This window comes from Agromyces sp. GL_144 (assembly GCF_057834305.1).
In genome coordinates this window covers 4,104,887-4,124,953 of the sequence record NZ_CM174399.1, presented here as the reverse complement: position 1 = coordinate 4,124,953, position 20,067 = coordinate 4,104,887, and the positions used below count along the sequence as shown (strand labels likewise).

At 70.4% G+C, this 20,067-nt stretch carries 17 protein-coding genes; 11 read left to right on the top strand and 6 right to left on the bottom strand.

Going from position 1 to position 20,067, the window contains the following annotated elements:
- Positions 1-21: 21 nt before the first annotated feature.
- The 5 genes from AC3IPY_RS18995 to AC3IPY_RS18975 all read left to right on the top strand — a co-directional run bounded on the left by AC3IPY_RS18995 (position 22) and on the right by AC3IPY_RS18975 (position 6,035).
- On the top strand, positions 22-1,683 hold the full coding sequence (locus AC3IPY_RS18995; protein WP_489185839.1) for an ABC transporter substrate-binding protein: 1,662 nt from the start codon (positions 22-24) through the stop codon (positions 1,681-1,683).
- 126 nt (positions 1,684-1,809) lie between these two features.
- A complete protein-coding gene (locus AC3IPY_RS18990) occupies positions 1,810-2,904 on the top strand; it encodes an ABC transporter ATP-binding protein (protein ID WP_489185838.1) in 1,095 nt (364 codons plus the stop codon).
- Positions 2,901-3,878 carry an ABC transporter permease gene (locus AC3IPY_RS18985; RefSeq protein WP_489185837.1) on the top strand — a complete coding sequence of 326 codons (978 nt, stop codon included), beginning with the start codon at positions 2,901-2,903 and terminating at the stop codon, positions 3,876-3,878. Before AC3IPY_RS18990 ends, AC3IPY_RS18985 begins: the two co-directional genes overlap by 4 nt.
- Before the next feature lies 1 nt (position 3,879).
- A complete protein-coding gene (locus tag AC3IPY_RS18980; protein ID WP_489185836.1) occupies positions 3,880-4,911 on the top strand; it encodes an ABC transporter permease in 1,032 nt (343 codons plus the stop codon).
- Complete coding sequence (locus AC3IPY_RS18975) at positions 4,908-6,035, top strand: ABC transporter ATP-binding protein (RefSeq protein WP_489185835.1); 1,128 nt, start codon at positions 4,908-4,910, stop codon at positions 6,033-6,035. The genes AC3IPY_RS18980 and AC3IPY_RS18975 overlap by 4 nt, the downstream gene beginning before the upstream one ends.
- A gap of 205 nt (positions 6,036-6,240) precedes the next feature.
- On the opposite strand, the gene AC3IPY_RS18970 is transcribed toward AC3IPY_RS18975, so the two are convergent.
- Positions 6,241-7,635 carry an MFS transporter gene (locus tag AC3IPY_RS18970; RefSeq protein ID WP_489185834.1) on the bottom strand — a complete coding sequence of 465 codons (1,395 nt, stop codon included), beginning with the start codon at positions 7,633-7,635 and terminating at the stop codon, positions 6,241-6,243.
- A gap of 227 nt (positions 7,636-7,862) precedes the next feature.
- Between AC3IPY_RS18970 and AC3IPY_RS18965 the strand changes: the two genes are divergently transcribed.
- A complete protein-coding gene (locus AC3IPY_RS18965) occupies positions 7,863-9,413 on the top strand; it encodes a YncE family protein (RefSeq protein WP_489185833.1) in 1,551 nt (516 codons plus the stop codon).
- A gap of 18 nt (positions 9,414-9,431) precedes the next feature.
- Here AC3IPY_RS18965 and AC3IPY_RS18960 read toward each other — a convergent pair whose 3' ends face one another.
- The 4 genes from AC3IPY_RS18960 to AC3IPY_RS18945 all read right to left on the bottom strand — a co-directional run bounded on the left by AC3IPY_RS18960 (position 9,432) and on the right by AC3IPY_RS18945 (position 13,376).
- On the bottom strand, positions 9,432-10,001 hold the full coding sequence (locus AC3IPY_RS18960; RefSeq protein WP_489185832.1) for a hypothetical protein: 570 nt from the start codon (positions 9,999-10,001) through the stop codon (positions 9,432-9,434).
- 193 nt (positions 10,002-10,194) lie between these two features.
- Complete coding sequence (locus tag AC3IPY_RS18955) at positions 10,195-11,103, bottom strand: serine protein kinase RIO (RefSeq protein WP_489185831.1); 909 nt, start codon at positions 11,101-11,103, stop codon at positions 10,195-10,197.
- Positions 11,104-11,362: 259 nt separating this feature from the next.
- The gene (locus AC3IPY_RS18950; protein WP_489185830.1) at positions 11,363-12,121 is read right to left on the bottom strand and encodes a sulfite exporter TauE/SafE family protein; all 759 of its coding nucleotides are present in this window, start codon (positions 12,119-12,121) and stop codon (positions 11,363-11,365) included.
- Between the two features lie 79 nt (positions 12,122-12,200).
- On the bottom strand, positions 12,201-13,376 hold the full coding sequence (locus tag AC3IPY_RS18945) for a GTP pyrophosphokinase (RefSeq protein WP_489185829.1): 1,176 nt from the start codon (positions 13,374-13,376) through the stop codon (positions 12,201-12,203).
- A gap of 290 nt (positions 13,377-13,666) precedes the next feature.
- On the opposite strand from AC3IPY_RS18945, the gene dnaK reads away from it, so the two are divergent.
- The 4 genes from dnaK to AC3IPY_RS18925 all read left to right on the top strand — a co-directional run bounded on the left by dnaK (position 13,667) and on the right by AC3IPY_RS18925 (position 17,667).
- Positions 13,667-15,535 carry a molecular chaperone DnaK gene (gene dnaK, locus AC3IPY_RS18940; protein WP_489185828.1) on the top strand — a complete coding sequence of 623 codons (1,869 nt, stop codon included), beginning with the start codon at positions 13,667-13,669 and terminating at the stop codon, positions 15,533-15,535.
- Positions 15,536-15,543: 8 nt separating this feature from the next.
- Positions 15,544-16,128: a nucleotide exchange factor GrpE gene (locus AC3IPY_RS18935; RefSeq protein WP_489185827.1), complete on the top strand. Its 585-nt coding sequence runs from the start codon at positions 15,544-15,546 to the stop codon at positions 16,126-16,128.
- 116 nt (positions 16,129-16,244) lie between these two features.
- Complete coding sequence (locus AC3IPY_RS18930; protein ID WP_489185826.1) at positions 16,245-17,237, top strand: DnaJ C-terminal domain-containing protein; 993 nt, start codon at positions 16,245-16,247, stop codon at positions 17,235-17,237.
- A 7-nt stretch (positions 17,238-17,244) separates the two neighbouring features.
- Complete coding sequence (locus AC3IPY_RS18925) at positions 17,245-17,667, top strand: heat shock protein transcriptional repressor HspR (protein ID WP_489185825.1); 423 nt, start codon at positions 17,245-17,247, stop codon at positions 17,665-17,667.
- A 21-nt stretch (positions 17,668-17,688) separates the two neighbouring features.
- On the opposite strand, the gene AC3IPY_RS18920 is transcribed toward AC3IPY_RS18925, so the two are convergent.
- Positions 17,689-18,393, bottom strand: a complete 705-nt coding sequence (locus AC3IPY_RS18920) for a hypothetical protein (protein ID WP_489185824.1) — start codon at positions 18,391-18,393, stop codon at positions 17,689-17,691.
- 182 nt (positions 18,394-18,575) lie between these two features.
- Here AC3IPY_RS18920 and AC3IPY_RS18915 point away from each other — a divergent pair, with 182 nt between their 5' ends.
- Positions 18,576-20,009, top strand: coding sequence for a hypothetical protein (locus AC3IPY_RS18915; RefSeq protein WP_489185823.1), 1,434 nt, complete (start codon positions 18,576-18,578; stop codon positions 20,007-20,009).
- Positions 20,010-20,067 lie beyond the last annotated feature (58 nt).

Sequence of the window (20,067 nt, the reverse complement as noted above, 5' to 3'; positions counted from 1 at the left end):
CAAATGCAAGGAGGCATGAAAATGCGAAAGAGCATCCTCGCCACGGGGGCCATTCTGGTCGCCGCAGGCCTGGCTTTCACGGGGTGCAGCGCGGACACCGGCGGCGGAGGCGGTGGAACGAGCGCCAAGGTGCTCACCGTCGGCATGCCGAACGGACCCCAGCAGCCGAACCAGAACCCGCTCGCCACCGGATCCGCATCGCTGTCGCTCGGCTACGCGTTCGTCGTCTACGAGTCGCTGATGCAGAACAACGAGATCGACCCGACCGAGGCGCCCACGCCATGGCTCGCCGAGTCGATCGAGTGGAACCCCGAGTACACGCAGGCGACCATCACGCCCCGCGAGGGCGTGAAGTGGTCCGACGGTGAGGACTTCACCGCCGACGACATCGCCTTCTCGATCCAGCTCCGCAAGGACAACCCCGAGCTGAACATCGACTTCCCCGACCAGTACGGCGACATCACCGTCGAAGACGGCAAGGTCGTCGTGAACTTCACGACCGGCCAGTACGTCAACGAGGTCAAGCTGTACAGGCTCCTCATCGTTCCCAAGCACATCTGGGAGGGCGAGGACGCCGTCACCTTCACCGACGACGACATGATCGGCACCGGCCCGTTCACGCTGAAGTCCTTCAGCCCGCAGGCCGTGACGCTCACCCCGAACGAGGACTACTGGGGCGGCAAGTCGAAGGTCGGCGAGCTCCGCTACGACGCCTACAACGACAACGCGGGTCTGACGACCGCCCTCACCACCGGTGAGGCGCAGTGGGGCTGGACGTTCATCCCCGACTACGAGTCCACGTACATCGCGAAGGACCCCGAGCACTTCAACCAGGTCGCCGGCGGCGGCTTCGGCGTCGACGTGCTCTACCTGAACAACGAGACGAAGCCGTTCAACAACCTGGCCTTCCGCCAGGCGCTGAACATGGTCATCGACCACGCCGACATCACCGCGACCGCGGGATACGGCGTCTGGCCCGAGATCACGAGCGTCACCGGCCTGCCCCAGCCCTCCGGCGACGCGTTCATCTCGGACGAGTACCAGGGCCAGGAGCTCACGGTCGACGTCGACGGCGCCAAGAAGGTCCTGACCGACGCCGGCTACACGTACGACGGCGACAAGCTCATCGACCCCGATGGCGAGGCCGTCTCGTTCAAGCTCACGAACCCGAGCGGCTGGACCGACTACCTCGACGCGCTCGGCATCATCGCCGAGGGTGCGAAGTCGATCGGTGCCGAGGCCACGGTCGACGCGATCGTGCAGGACACCTGGTTCAACGACACCATCCCGTTCGGCAACTTCCAGGCTTCGCTGCACTGGACCGACGGCGGCTCGACGCCGTGGAACCTGTACTCGAACATCATGGACGGCGCCTCGTACGTGCCGCTCGGTGAGACCGCGAACTGGAACTTCGGCCGTTACAACAACGACGACGTCACCGAGGCGCTGGCCACCTTCAAGTCGACGACCGACGAAGGCGACCGTCAGGCCTCGCTCGATGTGGTGCAGAAGCACTACGTCGAGGACGTCCCGGGCATCGTGATCTGGTCGCGTCCTGCCGTGGCGCAGTACTCCACGCAGAACTACACCGGATTCCCCACCAGCGAGGACCCCTACGCGAACCCGCAGCCGACGGGCCCGCAGGCGGCACTCATCCTGTCCAAGCTCACCCCGAGCGAGTGACCCCCGCCGGGCTCCGGCCCGGATCATCCGGAACATCCCGCAAGATGTGACGATGAGGTGCGGCGGATGCCTCGTGCATCCGCCGCACCACCACTCAACGTAGAGCTCCGATCAGAGGTGACCCGAATGTCCTCCTCCCCCTCCGAGGCGTCCGTTCCGACCGACGCCTCCGGCACCGCCCCCGCAGCCGCTGCGGCCGGCGCCGCCGACGGCGACATCGTCCTCCAGGCCGTCGACCTGCAGAAGCACTTCAAGCTTCGCGGCATCGGCTCGAAGGACGTCGTTCACGCCGTCGACGGCGTGAACTTCGAACTCCGGCGCGGCCGCGTGCTCGCCCTCGTCGGCGAGTCCGGCTCGGGCAAGTCGACCATCGCCCGGCTGCTCGCCCAGCTCATGCCCACCACGGGCGGGCGACTCCTCCTGCACGGCGAGGACGCCACGGCCAAGGGCCGCCGCGCGTTCCGCCGCTACGTCGGCCGCGTGCAGATGATCTTCCAGGACCCGTTCGGGTCGCTGAACCCGGTGCACACCGTGCGCTACATGCTGACCCGCAGCATCCGCATCCACCGCGGCCGCCTGCGCGGCACCGAGCTCGAGGACGCCCTCGTCGAACTGCTCGAGCGCGTGCAGTTGAAGCCGGCTGCGCGCTACATCGAGAAGTTCCCCCACGAGCTCTCGGGCGGTCAGCGCCAGCGCGTCGCCATCGCCCGCGCCCTCGCGGCCGACCCCGAGGTGCTGCTCGCCGACGAGCCCATCTCGATGCTCGACGTCTCGATCCGCCTCGGCATCCTGAACCTCCTGCAAGACCTCCGCGACCGCCTGCACATCGCGATCCTCTACATCACGCACGACATCGCCTCGGCGCGCTACTTCGCCGACCGCACGATGGTCATGTACGCGGGCCGCATCGTCGAGTCGGGCGATTCCGAGGCCGTCACGCAGGACCCGAAGCATCCGTACACGCAGCTGCTCGTCCGCTCCGCACCCGACCCCGACGACCTCGAGGCGCGCGCCCACGGTGCCCGAGGCGAGGCCCCCAGCCTCGTGAAGCCCCCGAGCGGATGCCGCTTCAACCCGCGCTGCCCGTTCGCCACCGAGCTCTGCCGCACCGAGCAGCCGCCCCTCCTGCCCGTCGGCGAAGGCCGCGAGGCCGCCTGCTGGGGCTACTCCGACCGCGCCGACAAGCCGGTGCTCAGCGACATCACGGAGGCGCTCGCATGAGGTTCTTCCTGCGCCGACTCGGCTTCTACGTCATCACGTTCTGGGCCGCCGTCACCATCAACTTCTTCATCCCGCGCATCATGCCCGGCGACCCGGTCAGCGCGCTCATCGCGAAGAATCAGGGGCGCATCAGCCCCGACGCCGCCGAGGCGCTGCGCACGCTCTTCGGCCTCGACAAGAACATGTCGCTGTGGGACCAGTACGTGCAGTACTGGAACCTGCTGCTCCACGGCGAGCTCGGCGTGTCGTTCGCCTACTCCGCGCCGGTCTGGGACGTCATCGCCGGTGCGATCCCGTGGACCATCGGCCTCGTCGGCATCGCGACGATCATCAGCTTCGCGATCGGCACGCTCATCGGCTCGGGCATCGGCTGGCGCCGAGGCACCTGGGCGGACTCGCTGCTGCCGATCTCGACGTTCTTCTCGTCGGTGCCGTACTTCTGGCTCGCGCTCATCGCGATCTCGCTCTTCTCGGTCACGCTCGGCTGGTTCCCCGCGAGCGGCAGCTACGACCGCTCGCTCGTGCCGACGTTCTCGTGGGAGTTCATCGGCTCGGTGATCTACTACGGCACGCTGCCGGCGCTCACGATCGTGATCTCCTCGATCTCGGGCTGGATCCTCGGTATGCGCAACATGATGGTCACGGTGTCCTCCGAGGACTACGTGACGGTCGCGCAGGCCAAGGGCGTCTCGGAGCGCACGGTGCTCTTCGGCTACGCCGCGCGCAACGCGATCCTGCCGCAGGTCTCGAGCTTCGCGCTCTCGCTCGGCTTCATCGTCGGCGGCACGCTCATCATGGAGATCGTGTTCTCGTACCAGGGCATCGGGTACTACCTCTTCACGGCCGTCGCCGCGAAGGACTACCCGCTCATGCAGGGCATCTTCCTCGTGATCACGGTCGCGGTGCTCATCGCCAACATCGTGGCCGACTTCGTCTACGGGGTGCTCGATCCGCGCACCCGTCAGGAGGGTTGAGATGACGATCGACACCAGCATCGTCGAAGAGGGTCAGGAACTCGCCAAGCCCTCGCAGGCGCCCATGACCGGGGCGGTCGCGGCCGCGCCCGGCCCGCGCCGCGGCGGCCCGAGCAAGCTGCTCTTCCTCCGCAACTCGAAGGCCGTCACCGGTCTCGTGATCCTCGCCTTCTTCCTGCTGATCGCCGTGATCGGCCCGTGGATCGCGCCGTACGACCCGAGTGCGCGCAGCGAAGACGTGCTGCAGCCGCCGTCGTGGGAGCACTGGTTCGGCACGACCCACCTCGGGCAAGACGTGTTCTCGCAGATCCTGGTGGGCACGCGCGGCGTGATCGTGGTCGGCTTCGTCGCCGGCATCCTCGCGACCGGCATCGGCGTCATCATCGGCGTCACGGCCGGCTACATCGGCGGGCTCGGCGACGAGACCCTCTCGGTGCTCGCGAACGTGTTCCTCGTGATCCCGCAGCTGCCGCTCATCATCATCATCGCCGGGCAGCTGCCGTCGGTCGGAGGTGTCACCGTCGCGGTGGTCATCGCCATCACGGGCTGGGCCTGGGGCGCGAGAGTGCTGAGAGCCCAGACGCTCTCGCTCCGCAAGCGCGACTTCGTCGAGGCCGCCCGCGCCAACGGCGAGAGCACCTGGCGGGTCATCACGGCCGAGATCCTGCCGAACCTCACCGCGATCATCGCGTCGGGCTTCGTGGGCACGGTCGCCTTCGCGGTGCTCTCGCTCATCACGCTGTCGTTCATCGGCATCGGCGACACGGGCGAATGGAACTGGGGCACCGTGCTCTACCAGGCGCAGGCCCAGCTCGCCCTGCAGCGCGGCGCGTGGTGGTGGTTCGTGCCCGCCGGCCTCTGCATCGCCCTGCTCGGCATGTCGCTCACCCTGATCAACTTCGGCATCGACGAGTTCGTCAACCCGCGCCTGCGCTCGACCGGCATGAACGCCAGGTCGCTTCGCAAGCGCGGCATCCGCCCCCGCATCGGCTTCACCCCCGTGGTGCGCGAAGCCAAGGAGGACCGCGCATGACCCTCACCAGTCCCCTCGACGACGCGGCATCCCTCGCGTCCGGCGGTCACCCGCAGCGGCTCACGCCGTCGGCCGACCCCGTGCTCGAGATCAAGAACCTCTCGGTCGACTACGGCTACGACGACGACCCAGTGCACGTGCTGCGCCAGGTCTCGCTCACCCTCGGCCGCGGCGAGGTCCTCGGCCTCGCAGGAGAGTCGGGCTGCGGCAAGTCGACGCTCGCCTACGCGGCCACCCGGCTGCTGCCGCCGCCCGGACTCATCACCGGCGGCGAGGTGCTGTTCACCGACCGCTCGGGCGTGAAGACCGACCTGCTGCGGCTGAACGACACGCAGCTGCGGGCCTCGCGCTGGCAGGACATGGCGATCGTGTTCCAGGGCGCGATGAACTCGCTGAACCCCGTCTATCGCATCGGTCGGCAGATCGCCGACGGCATCCGCGCGCACGAGCCCAAGACGACGCAGAAGGAGGCGCTCGAACGGGCGGCCGAACTGCTCGACCTCGTCGGCATCGCGCCCGACCGCCTGAAGTCGTACCCGCACGAGCTCTCCGGCGGCATGCGGCAGCGCGTCATGATCGCCATGGCGCTCGCGCTCGACCCGCAGGTGCTCATCATGGACGAGCCCACCACGGCGCTCGACGTCGTGATGCAGCGCCAGATCGTCGAGCAGATCGCCGAGCTGCGCGATCGCCTCGGCTTCTCGGTCATCTTCATCACGCACGACGTGTCGCTGCTCATCGAGATCGCCGACCGCATCGCGATCATGTACGCGGGCGAGATCGTCGAGGACGCCGCCGCCCTCGACGTCTACAACAAGCCGCGGCATCCGTACTCCTCGGCGCTGCTGCACTCGTTCCCCCCGTTGCGCGGGCCGCGCCGCGAGCTCATCGGCATCCCGGGCTCGCCGCCCGACCTGTCGAAGCTCGCCCACGGCTGCCCGTTCGCCGACCGCTGCGAGTTCGCGTTCGACGCCTGCGCGAAGGTCAATCCCCAGCTCGTGCACCCCAACGTGCCGGGCGACGACCCCCGCCGTGCGGTCGCCTGCCTGCGGCACGACCCGGCCGCCGTGCGCGCCGTCGGCGAGGAGCCGCTGCCCGTCCCCCCGGAGCTGTCGCTCATCTGAGCCGGCGCCCGGGCCGCGAGCCCGGGCCGTGGGCCGTGAACGCGAGTGAATGCGACGAGCGCGCAGCCGAGACCGGCTCGCACCCGTCGCATTCGCTCGCGTTGGGCGGTTGGGCGGTTGGGTCGTCGGGGGGTTCCGTCGTTGGGCTGTTCGTCGGGGGGTTCCGTCGTTGGGCTGTTCGTCGGGGTCGGCCGCGGGCGACGCGCTACTCGACCGCCCGCGGCGCCTTCACGAAGAGCATCAGCACGAAGCCGACGGCGAGCACGAGCACGATGCCGAGGATGCCGAAGTACGGCGCCCCGCCGATCGTCACGAACAGGGCGAACGCCGTCGGCGCGAGGAAGCTCACCGCCCGACCCGTCGTCGCGTAGAGCCCGAACACCTCGCCCTCGCGCCCCGCCGGGATGAGGCGAGCCAGGAACGTGCGGCTCGCCGACTGGGCCGGTCCGACGAAGAGGCACAGCGCGAGTCCGGCCGTCCAGAACACGATCTGCCCGCCGTCGTGCAGCAGGAACACGAGCATGCCGCTCACGACGAGCCCGATCAGCGCCGTCATGATGACGGGCTTCGCGCCGAGCCGGTCGTCGAGCGTGCCGACCGCGATGGTCGAGATGCCGGCGACGATGTTCGCGGCGATCGCGAAGATGATGACCTCGCCCGCCGAGAATCCGAAGACGGATGCCGCGAGCACGCCGCCGAACGTGAACACGCCGGCCAGGCCGTCGCGGAACACGGCGCTCGCGAGCAGGAACCAGACGGTGTTGCGCTGCTCGTTCCAGAGCCGCTTGATGTCGCGGCCGAGTCGCGCGTACGAGGCGAAGAACCCGACCTTGCCGCGGTCGACGGCCGCGGGATTGCGGTACTCGGGCACCGCGAACAGCACGGGGAGCGCGAACAGGCCGAACCAGAGCGCCGAGACGACCATGGCGACTCGCACGTCGAGGCCGTTGTCGCCGGTGACGCCGAAGAGTCCCACCTCGGGCTGGATGAAGCCGAAGTAGACGACGAGCAGCAGCACGATGCCGCCGACGTAGCCCATGCCCCATCCGAAGCCCGAGACCTTGCCGATCGAGCGCGGCGTCGACACCTGCACGAGCATGGCGTTGTAATTGACGCCGGCGAACTCGAAGAAGACGTTGCCCGCCGCCACGAGGAAGAGGCCCAGCAAGAGGTACTCGGGCGCCGGCAGCACGAAGAACATCGCGAGGGTGATCGCGACGACGATGTAGGTGTTGACGGCCAGCCAGAACTTGCGGCGCCCGCTCGTGTCGGATCGCTGCCCGGTGATGGGCGCGAGCACGGCGATGAGCAGCCCGGCGATCGCGAGCGCCCATCCGAGCTGGGCCTCGACCGTGCCGCTCGGGCCGAACGAGTCGCTCGTCAGGTAGACCGTGAAGACGAAGGTCGTGACGACGGCGTTGAACGCGGCCGAACCCCAGTCCCAGAGCCCCCAGGCGAGGATGCGGCCCTTGCGGGAGCCGGCCGCGGTGACGGCCTCGACCTGCTCGGTCGGCACGCCGATCGTCGCTGCGGCGCCGTCGGGCGGCGTGAGGTGAGACGGCGGGAAGTTGCGGGGGGCGTCGTCGCTCGGGTCGGTCATGCCAGCAGTCTCATTCGGTCGGGTGAACGGCCGGTGACGGATGCCGCGGCACGGCGTCCGGTCGCCCGCCGGTGCCGCGCGCGGCCGGCGCGGTCGATCGTCGGTGATCTGCACGAACACTACTCCGACCGGAGGGCGCGGTGCCCCGGCGCCACGGACGCTCGGGGTTCCGCCGCCGGTCGCCTTGTGCCACGCTGGGGAGTCATGGCCGATGGGGGATGTTCGTGATGACGCGACGCCGGCGCTCGCCGCTCGGGCGACGCGCCGCCGCCACGCTCGCGGCGGCGTCGCTGGCCGCGCTCGCGCTCGGGGCCGTGGCACCCATCGCTGCCGCCGCGGATCCGGCCGACACGTACGACGCCGTGGCCACCGAACGGTACCCGATCGATGTCGCGCTGAGCCCCGACGGCGCGAACGCCGTGGTCATCAACCGAGGCGATGGCGGCGACGCGAGCCTGCAGGTGTTCGACACCGCCACGCTCACCGAGGTCGCCTCGATCGACTTCGGCTCGGCGCTGGACTTCAACCCGACGTCGGTCGTGATCACCCCCGACGGGTCGCAGGTGTGGGTGTCGTTCTACCAGCCGGGCGAGGTGCGGGTCTATCCGTATGCCGAGCTCGTCGCGGGGTCGAATCCCGCGCCGACGGTCATCACGGGTGGAGGCGGCTTCGTCGCGCTCGCCGCCGGACCGGCCGGGCGATACGTCTACGCGGCCACCCTGTTCAACCCGCAGTACCAGTTCTCCACCGCCGATCCGACGAGTGCGCCCCGCACGATCGATGTCCCCGGCGGTTCGCGCGGGGTCGGCGAGGGCGACGGCGACCGCGTGTTCTTCACGGTGCCGACGTCTCCGGGTGGAGTCCAGCAGGTCGAGGTCGCGGTCGACGGCACGCTCTCCCTCGGCGCCTACGTCCAGACGGGCGCCGTACCGTGGGGCGTCGAGTACAACTCCGCCCGGCAGCGCGTCATCGCCACGAACTCCGGCGACCCCGTCTCGGTGAGCGGCTACGACCCCGAGGATCCGTCGGGAATCGTCACGGCCGATCTCACCTGCGGGCCGCGCCTGCTCGACACGAACCCTTCCGGCAGCCGCGTCTACGTCGCCTGCCTCACGGGCGGCATCGTCAGCTACGACTTCGATACCGGCGAACTCGTCACCACGCCGATCGGCGACAACGTCGAGTCCGTGCGCGTCTGGGGCGAGCCGAGCGGCGACGCCCAGAAGGTCTACGCGACGAGCGGCGGCAGCGACGAGCTGCTCGTCTTCACGAAGCCGACCGCGACGGTGGTGCCCGATCAGACGGTCGAGGAGGGCACGGCGGTCACGTTCACCGCGACGGCGACCGACTACTGGAAGCGCCTGCAGTGGCAGCGCAGCGACGACGGCGGCACGACGTGGACCGACCTCGACGGCGAGACGGGCGAGCAACTCTCGTTCGAGGCCGCCCTCGCCGACGACGGCGCCGTGCTCCGGGTCGTCGTCGACAGCGACCTCTTCGATCCCGTCGTCAGCACGGTCGCTTCCCTGGGGGTCACGCCGGCGCCGACACCCACCCCGACTCCGACGCCCACGCCGACTCCGGAACCGACGCCGACCCCGACGGTCGGACCGACGCCGACGGGCACCCCGGTGCCGTGCTCGCCCGAGGGGACGCCGTGCCTGCCCGCGACCGGCGTGGACGCGGCATCCGCTCAGGGCCTCGGGCTGGGCCTCGTGACCGTCGCCGCACTGCTGCTCGCGTTCGCGGGGGTTCGCCGGCGCACCCGCCGCTCCTGATCCGCTCGCGTCAGGCTGTCATTGCGCCGGTGCGACGTCTGCAGCGTACGGGGGAGTGCTCACGAACGTGAGCCGGTCGGGCTCCACGACGACGACCGATGGAACGCCCGTGCCGGGGTCGGCCGGGCCGCTGTAGGCGCCCGGCACCGGATCGTCGGTCTGCGTGTAGCCGGCTTCGGCCAGGACGGCGGGCCACTCGGATGCCGCGACGTCGACGCCCGAGAGCTGCACGACGGTGATGCTCGCGTCGGACGACGGACGCCCCCACTTGCACGCCACCCCGCCGGCCTCGATCAGGTCGTCGGCGATCGCGTAGAAGGTCGACGCGCCCACCTCGACCTGCTGGAGCCCGTCGGCCTCGAGCTGCGCGATCGCGGCCTCGGTCAGCACGGAGCCGCAGCCCGGGTCGCCCGACGGCGGGGCCGACTCGGACGTCGGCTCGGCGCCGATCGACTCCGAGGCCGGTGCGGAGGCCGACCCGGTCGTCGCCCCGGCATCGTTCGGCGACGTCGTGGAGCATGCGGTCAGGGCCGTGCCGGCCAGGAGGAGTGCGACGGCGAGCAGGGCACCGCGGGCGGCAGAGGTCATGGGCGGGAGTCTAGGGGGCGGGTACGACGGTGCGCATCCGGGTCCGCCCTGATGCGCTCCGGCCGCTCTGCCACCGATACGGATTTGCGATCAGTGGCAGAGTCGCCGAGAAGGCATGCCGAATCCCGCGCTTCCGCCCCGTCTCCGTGGCGCGGCCGTCACCGCGCCACGGCCGTCACCAGAGCACGGGTCGTCACCAGATCACGGCCACGAGCTCGCCGAAGAGTTGCTCGGCGTCGCACTCCAGCCGCTGCCTCGTGAACCAGTCGCAGACGTTCACGCAGTCGCGGTGCAGCAGGTCCAGGCCCCGGGGGTTCGAGACGAGGTCGACGACCTGCGGCAGGTCGATCGCGATGACGCGCCCGTGGTGCACGAGCAGGTTGTACGGCGAGAGGTCGCCGTGCGCGAGGCCGTTGGCGGCGAGCACGTGCATGAACTCCACGACCTGCTGGAACAGGTCGCGCAACTCCTCACGCGAGGCCCGCACCTGGGCGAGCCGCGGGGCGGCGACCCGGCCGTCGCCGATGAACTCCATGAGCACCTCGGTGTCGCCGACCTGCACGGGGTACGGCACCGCGGCGCCGAGTTCGGTGAGACGGCTGAGCGCCTCGAACTCGGCGTTGGCCCACTGCACGCGCGCGACCGCGCGACCGAAGGAGGTTCCCCTCGCCACGGCGCGCACGTCGCGGGTGCGGCGGAGCCCGCGGCCCTCGGTGTACATCGAGGATCGGTGGAAGTCGGAGTGCTCGCTGCCGCGGTAGCGCTTGGCGGCGAGCACGACGCGGTTGCCGGGCACGTCGGCCGGGGCATCCGGGATCGCGCGCTCGATGAGGAAGACGTCGCCCTCCTTGCCGGTCTTCACGACGCCGAGTTCGGTGTCGATCGCCGCGGCCGAGGTGACGAGCCAGTCGGGGCGCGGCTCGGGGCCGCGCTCGCTGGGCGTGGTCGCCGGCCAGGTCGACCAGCGTTGGCCCTCGCCGGGTTCGGCGGTCTGGAAGACGAGGGTGTTCAGGGCGGATGCCGCGGCGGGAAGCGCGGCGGCGGTGTCGTCGTAGGACGAGTCGTCGAGCGACGGGTCGCCGAGGGACGAGAGGAAGTTCACGGTGTTCTCCGAGTGAGAGGGAGGCCACCGATGCGCCCGGCCGGAACGGCTACAGGCTGGAGGCCTCGCACAGAAGGGGGTCTGCGATGCGCACGACAGTGACATCGTTCATGGTTCGCTCCCTTCGACTCGGGCGGATGCCGCGAATCACGGCTCGCGCCACGATACGCGCCGTGCGCGCCGGTGTCCAGTGCCTGCGCTGCGGTCGAGCAGGCAGGGCCGGTCGGGTAGGCCCCGGCGCCGTATCGAGACCCGAGCCCTACGACACCAGGAAGTAGACGAGCGCCGCGAGGCCGACCGCGACGATGACGACCCGGTATGCGGTCTGCGGGATGAGCCGCCCGTAGCGGCCGCCGAGGGACCCGCCGATGAACGAACCGATCGCGATCGCCGCAGCGGCCGGCCAGGCCACCTCCGTCACCGAGACGAAGACGACGGCGGCCGCGAGGTTCGCGACCGCGGCCATCGCGTTCTTGTACGCGTTCGCGCGGGCGAGCGTACCGGCCATCGTGATCGAGAGCAGCGCGAGCAGCAGCACGCCCTGTGCCGCGCCGAAGTAGCCGCCGTAGACGGCGGTGAGCCCCGCGACGACGACCGTGGCGACGGGGTGGTCGCGATGCCCGGCCTCGCCGTGCAGACGCGCGGTCCAGCGCTTGATCCACGGCCCGAAGACCACGAGCAGCAGGGCGAGTCCGATGAGCGCCGGCACGATCGCGTCGAACGCCTCGCTCGGCAGGCGCAGCAGCAGCACCGCGCCCGCGACGCCGCCCGCGGCCGAGAAGCAGAGGATGAAGCCGAGCGAACGCCACTCGCCGCGGAACTCGGCGCGGTTCGCGTAGGTCGCGGCGAGCGAGGCCGGCAGCACGCCGACATTGTTCGTCACGTTCGCGAGCACGGGCGGGTACCCGAAGGCCAGCAGCAGGGGGAACGTCACGAGCGACCCGGATCCGACGACGGCGTTGATGCCCCCCGCGAGCACGCCGCCGACCATCAGCAGCGCGAACTCGAAGACGGTCATCGGGCGGTCGGCTTCGGGCGCGGCATCCCTCGATTCAATCAGGCGGATGTCGCGGGCGACGCCCGATGACGTCGGCGGCTCACTCGAGGTCGATGGAGCCGAACTTCGCGTCGTCGACCGTGCCGGCCCGCGCCGCGACGCGTTCGTAGCGGCTCCGAGTGGCGAGCGCCGAGGCATCCGGATTGCGGAACAGGTGCACGGCGACGGCGCGGTACTCGGCGAGCCGGCCCTCGGGCACCCGACTCTCGCGGATCGATGCGCCGGCGACGAGCGCCGCGGCCATCGCGGTCCAGTACACGCCGATGCCCCGGAACGAACGCGCGGGCCGTTGCGGCTCCGCATCGGTGAGCAGGATGTCGTTCGTGCTGCTCGCGCAGGCGATCGCCAGGCGCCGACCGAGCTCGGAGTGCTCGGCGAACCCGTCGGCCAGCGCCTCGTAGTGCATCCATCCGGCGGCGCGCACGACGCTGCGGAGCTCGCGGCCGGCACCCGCCACCGAGCCGAACGGCACGTCGAGCGCGGCCGTGATGATCTGGTCGAGCGACCGGGAGTCGCCGTCGTACTGGATGAACCGCCCGATGTAGCCGCGCTCGCCGTCGCCGCCTCCCGGAGTCCGTGGTGCGGTGCGCGCCTCTTCGACCTGGCGGCGGATGAGGTCGAGGTTGTCGTCGGCCTGCTCGAGCAGTGCCGCCGAGATCGCGAACAACCGGTCGACCTCGCGCGGCAGCTGCCGCGCGGACTTGTAGCGGAAGTCGTGCTCGAGCTCGGACCACGTGTCCGACAGCGCGGTGCGCAGCTGCACCTCGAGCTGCGTGCCGATGACCGGATCGTCGTCGCCGACGCCATCTGGGTCCTGCCCCGGATCGGGCAGCAGGCCGACGAACTGCACCGAACGATAGCCGAACGCGTCGAGCGGCAGGAGCGCGGACTTGTCGACCCAGGAGTCGTCGTCGACGATGAGCGCCTCGCGCACGACCTGCTCCATGCCGGGCAGGTCGCCCTCGAAGTTCGCGACCACGCGAACCCCGAGGATGTCGCGCACTTCGCGATCGGGCGCCCGCCGGACCTTGCGCTCGAACGAGTCGCGCGACTTCACCCGGGCCGTCACGTGGAAGTACTTGAAGCCCGCCGCCTCGAGACGTCGGGCGAAGTCGGCCTCGATCCGGCTGCGCAGCCGGCGGTATCGCCGCAGCTCCCGGTCGTACCGGTCGAGCTCCGCGGCGACGAGGAGTTCGTCCTGCTCGCGCGCATCCACACAGGCAGGGTAGTACCTCGGCCGCGGGATGCCGGTCGGGCGACGCCGCGGGCGAGCAGTGCGCGACGGGCGACGACCGGAATACTGAACCTCCGCTGGGAGTTGAGTCATGCGTACTCAACTTTGGCGGTCGTCAACTTGACACGATCGGGAGGCGCTGCGAAGCTTGAGTCGTCGGGACTCAAGTCCCGGCAGTTGACTTCGATTGCGGGCCGGCAAGGCCGAATCGACCGCCAGGGGGCGAGCCGCGGCATCCGCTCGCGAAGCCCCGGCAGAAGGAGAAACAACACATGTCACGTGCAGTAGGAATCGACCTCGGAACCACCAACTCGGTCGTCGCCGTTCTCGAGGGTGGCGAGCCCACCGTCATCGCGAACGCCGAGGGCCTGCGCACCACCCCGTCGGTGGTCGCCTTCACGAAGGACGGCGAGGTGCTCGTCGGCGAGACCGCGAAGCGCCAGGCCGTCACCAACGTCGACCGCACCATCGCGTCGGTCAAGCGTCACGTCGGCACCGACTGGAAGACCGACGAGATCGACGGCAAGAAGTACACGCCCCAAGAGATCTCGGCGCGCATCCTGCAGAAGCTCAAGCGCGACGCCGAGCAGTACCTCGGCGACACGGTGACCGACGCCGTCATCACCGTGCCCGCGTACTTCAACGACGCCGAGCGCCAGGCCACCAAGGAGGCCGGCGAGATCGCGGGCCTCAACGTGCTGCGCATCATCAACGAGCCGACCGCGGCCGCGCTCGCGTACGGCCTCGACAAGGGCAAGGAGGACGAACTCATCCTCGTCTTCGACCTCGGTGGCGGCACGTTCGACGTCTCGCTGCTCGAAGTGGGCAAGGACGACGACTTCTCGACCATCCAGGTGCGCGCGACCGCCGGCGACAACCGCCTCGGCGGCGACGACTGGGATCAGCGCATCGTCGACCACCTGATCAAGCGCTTCAAGGAGTCGACCGGCGTCGACGTCTCGAACGACAAGATCGCCAAGCAGCGCCTCAAGGAGGCCGCCGAGCAGGCGAAGAAGGAGCTCAGCTCCTCGATGTCGACGAGCATCCAGCTGCCCTACCTCTCGCTCACCGAGAACGGCCCGGCAAACCTCGACGAGACGCTCACGCGCGCGCAGTTCGAGAACATGACCAGCGACCTGCTCGACCGCACGAAGAAGCCCTTCGAAGACGTCATCCGCGAGGCCGGCATCAAGCTGTCCGACATCGCGCACGTCGTGCTCGTCGGCGGCTCGACCCGCATGCCCGCGGTCGCCGAGCTCGTCAAGAAGGAGACCGGAAAAGACGCGAACAAGGGCGTCAACCCCGATGAGGTCGTCGCCGTCGGCGCCGCGCTCCAGGCCGGCGTGCTGAAGGGCGAGCGCAAAGATGTGCTGCTCATCGACGTCACCCCCCTGAGCCTCGGCATTGAGACCAAGGGCGGCATCATGACCAAGCTCATCGAGCGCAACACGGCCATCCCGACCAAGCGCAGCGAGACCTTCACGACCGCCGACGACAACCAGCCGTCGGTCGCGATCCAGGTCTTCCAGGGCGAGCGCGAGTTCACCCGCGACAACAAGCCGCTCGGCACCTTCGAGCTCACCGGCATCGCGCCGGCGCCTCGCGGCGTGCCGCAGGTCGAGGTCACCTTCGACATCGACGCCAACGGCATCGTGCACGTGTCCGCGAAGGACAAGGGCACCGGCAAGGAGCAGTCGATGACGATCTCGGGCGGCTCGAGCCTCCCGAAGGACGACATCGAGCGCATGGTGCGCGAGGCCGAGGAGCACGCGGCCGAAGACAAGCAGCGTCGTGAGTTCGCCGAGACCCGCAACTCCGCCGAGCAGCTCGCCTACTCGACCGACAAGCTCATCAAGGACAACGAAGACAAGCTCCCCGCCGACGTCAAGTCCGAGGTGCAGGGCGACGTCGACGCGCTGAAGTCGGCTCTCGCGGGCGACGACGACGAGGCCGTGAAGACCGCGTTCGAGAAGCTCTCGCAGTCGCAGGGCAAGCTCGGCGAGGCCATCTACGCGCAGGCGCAGGCGGCGGATGCCGCTTCGGCAGCCGGCGAAGATGCCGCGGCCACGGGCGAGCAGGCCGAGTCCGACGAAGACGTGGTCGACGCCGAGGTCATCGACGACGAAGACGACAAGAAGTAGGCCAGGCCATGGCAGACGAGAAGGAGAACCCCGAGGTTCCCGAGCCCGAATCCGCCGACGAGGTGACGGATGCCGAGGCATCCGTCACCCCTGAAGAGATCGAGCTCGAGACCGAGGCCGACGAGCGCGAGCTCACGGTCGAGGACATCCTGAACGCCGCGAACGTCGAGGTCGAAGACCCCACCGACGAGCACCTGGCCGACCTCAAGCGGATCACCGCCGAGTACGCCAACTACCGTCGGCGCACCGAGGCCAACCGCGAGATCGAGAAGGAGCGCGCGATCGGCACGACCGTGGCCGTGCTGCTGCCCGTGCTCGACGACCTCGACCGTGCCGAGAAGCACGGCGACCTCGAGGGCGAGTCGCCCTTCGCGACGATCGCGGCCAAGCTGCGCGGCTCGGTCGAGCGGCTCGGTCTCGCCAAGTTCGGCGAGGTCGGCGACGCGTTCGACCCGCAGAAGCACGAGGCGATCTTCCAGCAGCCCTCGCCCGACGTCGAGACCGACACGGTCGCCGACGTCGTCGAGACGGGCTACACCCTCGGCGGCACGCTGCTCCGCGCGGCGAAGGTCGTCGTGAAGACGCCCGCGTAATCCGTCGGGCGTTTCCGTTCGCGCCCACCGTCTCCGCCTGAGCGGAGACATCGGGCGCGAACGGGAACACCCGCGCAAGACTCATCCCATCGCCTGTTCACGCGAAAGGAGGCGCCATGGCCAGTCAGGACTGGTTCGACAAGGACTTCTACAAGGTGCTCGGCGTCTCGAAAGACGTGAGCGAAGCCGACCTCAAGAAGACCTATCGCAAGCTCGCGCGCAAGTACCACCCCGATTCGAACCCCGGAGATGCCGCGGCCGAGGCGAAGTTCAAGGAGATCAGCGAGGCGAACTCGGTGCTCTCCGACCCCGAGCAGCGCAAGGAGTACGACGCCGTGCGGGCCATGGGCTCCGGCGCGCGCTTCACGGCGCCCGGCGCCGGCGGTGCCAACGGCGGCTTCGAAGACGTCTTCGGCGGCATGTTCGGCGGCGGTGGCGGCCGTCAGCAGTACACGTACCAGCAGCAGGGCGGCGGCTACGACGACCTGCTCGGCGGCCTCTTCGGCGGCGGCCGGTTCGGCCAGCCCACCGGCGGATTCCGCGGGGCGGGCGGTCCGACCAGGGGGCGCGACGTCACGGCGACCACCACGCTCGACTTCATCACCGCGACCAAGGGCGACCAGCTGACGCTCCAGACCGGCGAGGGCCGCACCATCACGGTGCGCATCCCGGCCGGCGTCGCCGACGGCCAGAAGATCAAGGTCGCGGGCAAGGGTCAGCCCTCGCCCGACGGCGGAGCCCCCGGCGACCTCGTGCTCACGGTGACGGTGCGAAAGCACCCCGTGTTCGAGCGCGACGGACTCAACCTGCGCGTGAACGTGCCGGTCACGTTCGTCGAGGCCGCGCTCGGCGCGACCATCCAGGTGCCGACGCTCGGCGGCGATCCCGTCAAGCTCCGGGTCGCCCCCGGCACCCCGAGCGGGCGCGTGCTCCGCGTCAAGGGCCGAGGCGTCGAGACCAAGAAGGCGACGGGCGACCTGCTCGCCGTCGTGCAGGTCGCGGTACCCGCGCACCTGTCGAAGGACGCCGAGCAGAAGCTCAAGGAGTTCGCGGCCGAGCTTCCCGACGAGAACCCGCGCGACGACCTCATCGCGAAGGCGCGCGGGTGAGCCCGTCATGAACGTCGACGAGACCAGTCCGCTGTTCGTCATCTCGGTAGCGGCGGAGCTCGCGGGCATGCACCCGCAGACCCTGCGGCAGTACGACCGCATGGGACTGGTCTCGCCGACGCGCACGCCGGGCAAGTCGCGTCGCTACTCGATGCGCGACGTCGTGCGGTTGCGCGAGATCGCCCAGCTCTCGAGCGAGGGCGTGAGCCTCGAGGGCATCCGCCGCGTGCTCGGCCTCGAAGACGAGGTCTCCACGCTGCGCGCCCGCGTGCGCGAGCTCGAGGCGACGCTCGCCGACGAGATGCTGAACCGACCCGGCCGCCGCGTGTTCGCGGCCGGCACGCAGGGCGAGGTCGTCACGATCCGAAGCGGCACGCGCGTGCGCCGCGAGACGGCGATGGTCGTCTGGCGCCCGCTCGATCGCAGCTGAGCGGCGACCGGCCCGCCGGGGTCAGCGGCCCCAGGCCTCTGCGGGGGCCTCGATCACGTCGTAGGGGCGTGAACTCCAGTGCGTGCCGTAGCCGTAGTGGCTCGACGCCCACGGCGACGCCCAGAGCGCCTGCGCCGTGGCATCCGCCGATGTTCCGTCGATGAGCGCGGCGTCGACCGCGGGGTAGCGCCCCGACTTGATGTTGTCGGCCGCGTACTGGGCCGCGTCCATGAGGGTCGTGTAGCTGCCGAGACCCGAGCCGCCGCCGGAGCCGAGGCCGTTGTTCAGCGGATTGTTGCGGTTCCACCAGTTGTCGGCGCCGTTCTCCTGCCGCATCCAGCGCATCATGAACGTGATGTTCTCGTCGGTGAGCGCCCAGTCGCCGTCGACGAGCACGAGCTTGGCCCAGTCGAGGTTCGTGCCGCCGGCGACGAGCGTCTGCCATCCGGTCGCGGCGGTGTACGACTCCTGCGAGACCCGCTGGGCGGCGATGTCGCCCGCCACCTCGACCGTCTGCCCCTCGGGCGGCCGAACGGTGTCGGCGCCGGCGGCGAAGACCGACGGCACGGGCGCGGCCGGCACGAGCGAGATCGTCGCGAGCAGCCCGGCGACGGCGAGCGTCGCGAGGGCGGCGAGGGGGCGGATGCCGCGACGGGTGCGCATGACGCGCGGCCCGGCGTTGTGCCGAGCCGCCGACCGCTCCCCGTTCGACTTCACGTTCCCCATGCGTCGCCGAGGGTAGCAAATCCACCTGCATGCCGCACCCAGCCGGGAACGCAGCGCCCATCGGGGCGGTCTGCGCCGCTGATTCTCGGACATACGTAGGATCCACAAGTCGCCGGACGCCCGGCATCTGATAGCTTCGCGGTACAGCCCAAATGCGTATGACGAATGTGCTCGGGGGACACATGGCAAGCTCGGTCGGCGCGAGACGTCTCGCCCGTGCCGCGCGACTCGCCGCCATCGGCGTCGGCGTCGCGGGCATCGCCGTGCTCCTCGCCGCCGGCCCGGCACAGGCGGCCGACTCGTCCGGCGGCGCCGACCGGCCGTCGCACGGTCTCGTGGGAGGCCTGCTGAAGGGCGTCGGCGGGCTCGTCGGCGGCGTGCTCGACGGGGTCGCGGACACCGTGGACGCGGTGCTCCCGACAGCCCCGGCTCCGGCCCCGGCTCCTGCGCCCGAGCCCGCTCCGCCCCCCGCGCCCGAGCCGGTCCCGGCTCCTGCGCCGGACCCCGCTCCTGCACCCGCGCCGGCACCGGCCCCGGGCGATGCCCCGGCTCCCGCACCGGGCGTCGAACCGGGAGCACCGACGCCACCGCCCTCGCAGGGCGAGCCCGGTTCCACGGGCGGATCGGCCTCCGACCCCTCGATCGTGGGCACGATCACCGGATCCGTCACCGCGCCCGTGCTCGGAGCGGTCGGCGGTGTCGTCTCCGGGGCGACGGGCGGGCTCACCGACGGCCTCGTGCATGGCCTCGTCGACGACGTCGTCCGGCCGGTCGGGGCCGTCGTCGCTCCCGTCACGTCCATCGTCTCGCCGGTCACCGGACCCGTCACGCAGCAGACGACGCAGCTTCTGGATCCTCTGCTGAACCTCGTGGGCGGGCGTCCGATCGGCTCGCTGACCGATCCGCTCGTCGGGTTGCTCGACCACGTCGTGTGCACGTTGCCCATCGTCGGCTCGATCACCGGCCCTTCGCCGCTCGACGGGCTGCTCGCACCGATCGTCGACCTGCTCGACGGCACGCTCGGGCAGGTGGCCGGAACCACCGATGAACTCGTCGAGGCGGTCGTCGACGTCTCGACGGGCACCGTTCGTCCCCACGATCCACCGGGCACGGGCGGCCCTCCCGGCCCCGGTCCGAACGATGGCGGCCCTCCGGGGACGCCGCCTCCGGGCCCCGACCCGGATTCGGGCCCGAACGACCCGACGGCACCCGGCACGCCCACCCCGCCGGCGGTCGAACCCTCCGGGCTGCCGTCCGACACCCGTGAACCACGCAACCAGGTCGTCGTCACCGAGCCCGCGGCCGTGTCGACGCCTGCAGCACAGGCCGACGAGGGCCGCGCCGACGCCGGGTACGAGGCCTCCGCCGACTCGGCCGTGCTCGACCTGCCCGACTCGGCCGGGGACTCGGACACGGTGCGCTCGCCCGTGCAGTGGCCGACGGCCCCCACCATGACGAACGACGGCGGCATCGGCGGCGGCTCGACGGCACCCACCGCCTTCGCGACGACCGGCCGCAACGGACTGCCGGCGATCGCGACCTCCATCGAGGCGCGCCTCGTCGACGACCGCCTTCCCAGCACTCCGACCTTCGAAACCGACTCCAGCCCTGACTGACGGGAGCGTGACCGCGCACGCGCGGTAACGCCGACCCGTTCACCTCAACGCTGGAGTC

Coding starts and splice junctions, on each gene's coding strand:
- AC3IPY_RS18995 (WP_489185839.1), top strand. CDS start 22: ATGCGAAAGAGCATCCTCGCCACGGGGGCCATTCTGGTCGCCGCAGGC.
- AC3IPY_RS18990 (WP_489185838.1), top strand. CDS start 1,810: ATGTCCTCCTCCCCCTCCGAGGCGTCCGTTCCGACCGACGCCTCCGGC.
- AC3IPY_RS18985 (WP_489185837.1), top strand. CDS start 2,901: ATGAGGTTCTTCCTGCGCCGACTCGGCTTCTACGTCATCACGTTCTGG.
- AC3IPY_RS18980 (WP_489185836.1), top strand. CDS start 3,880: ATGACGATCGACACCAGCATCGTCGAAGAGGGTCAGGAACTCGCCAAG.
- AC3IPY_RS18975 (WP_489185835.1), top strand. CDS start 4,908: ATGACCCTCACCAGTCCCCTCGACGACGCGGCATCCCTCGCGTCCGGC.
- AC3IPY_RS18970 (WP_489185834.1), bottom strand. CDS start 7,635: ATGACCGACCCGAGCGACGACGCCCCCCGCAACTTCCCGCCGTCTCAC.
- AC3IPY_RS18965 (WP_489185833.1), top strand. CDS start 7,863: ATGACGCGACGCCGGCGCTCGCCGCTCGGGCGACGCGCCGCCGCCACG.
- AC3IPY_RS18960 (WP_489185832.1), bottom strand. CDS start 10,001: ATGACCTCTGCCGCCCGCGGTGCCCTGCTCGCCGTCGCACTCCTCCTG.
- AC3IPY_RS18950 (WP_489185830.1), bottom strand. CDS start 12,121: ATGACCGTCTTCGAGTTCGCGCTGCTGATGGTCGGCGGCGTGCTCGCG.
- dnaK (WP_489185828.1), top strand. CDS start 13,667: ATGTCACGTGCAGTAGGAATCGACCTCGGAACCACCAACTCGGTCGTC.
- AC3IPY_RS18935 (WP_489185827.1), top strand. CDS start 15,544: ATGGCAGACGAGAAGGAGAACCCCGAGGTTCCCGAGCCCGAATCCGCC.
- AC3IPY_RS18930 (WP_489185826.1), top strand. CDS start 16,245: ATGGCCAGTCAGGACTGGTTCGACAAGGACTTCTACAAGGTGCTCGGC.
- AC3IPY_RS18925 (WP_489185825.1), top strand. CDS start 17,245: ATGAACGTCGACGAGACCAGTCCGCTGTTCGTCATCTCGGTAGCGGCG.
- AC3IPY_RS18920 (WP_489185824.1), bottom strand. CDS start 18,393: ATGGGGAACGTGAAGTCGAACGGGGAGCGGTCGGCGGCTCGGCACAAC.
- AC3IPY_RS18915 (WP_489185823.1), top strand. CDS start 18,576: ATGGCAAGCTCGGTCGGCGCGAGACGTCTCGCCCGTGCCGCGCGACTC.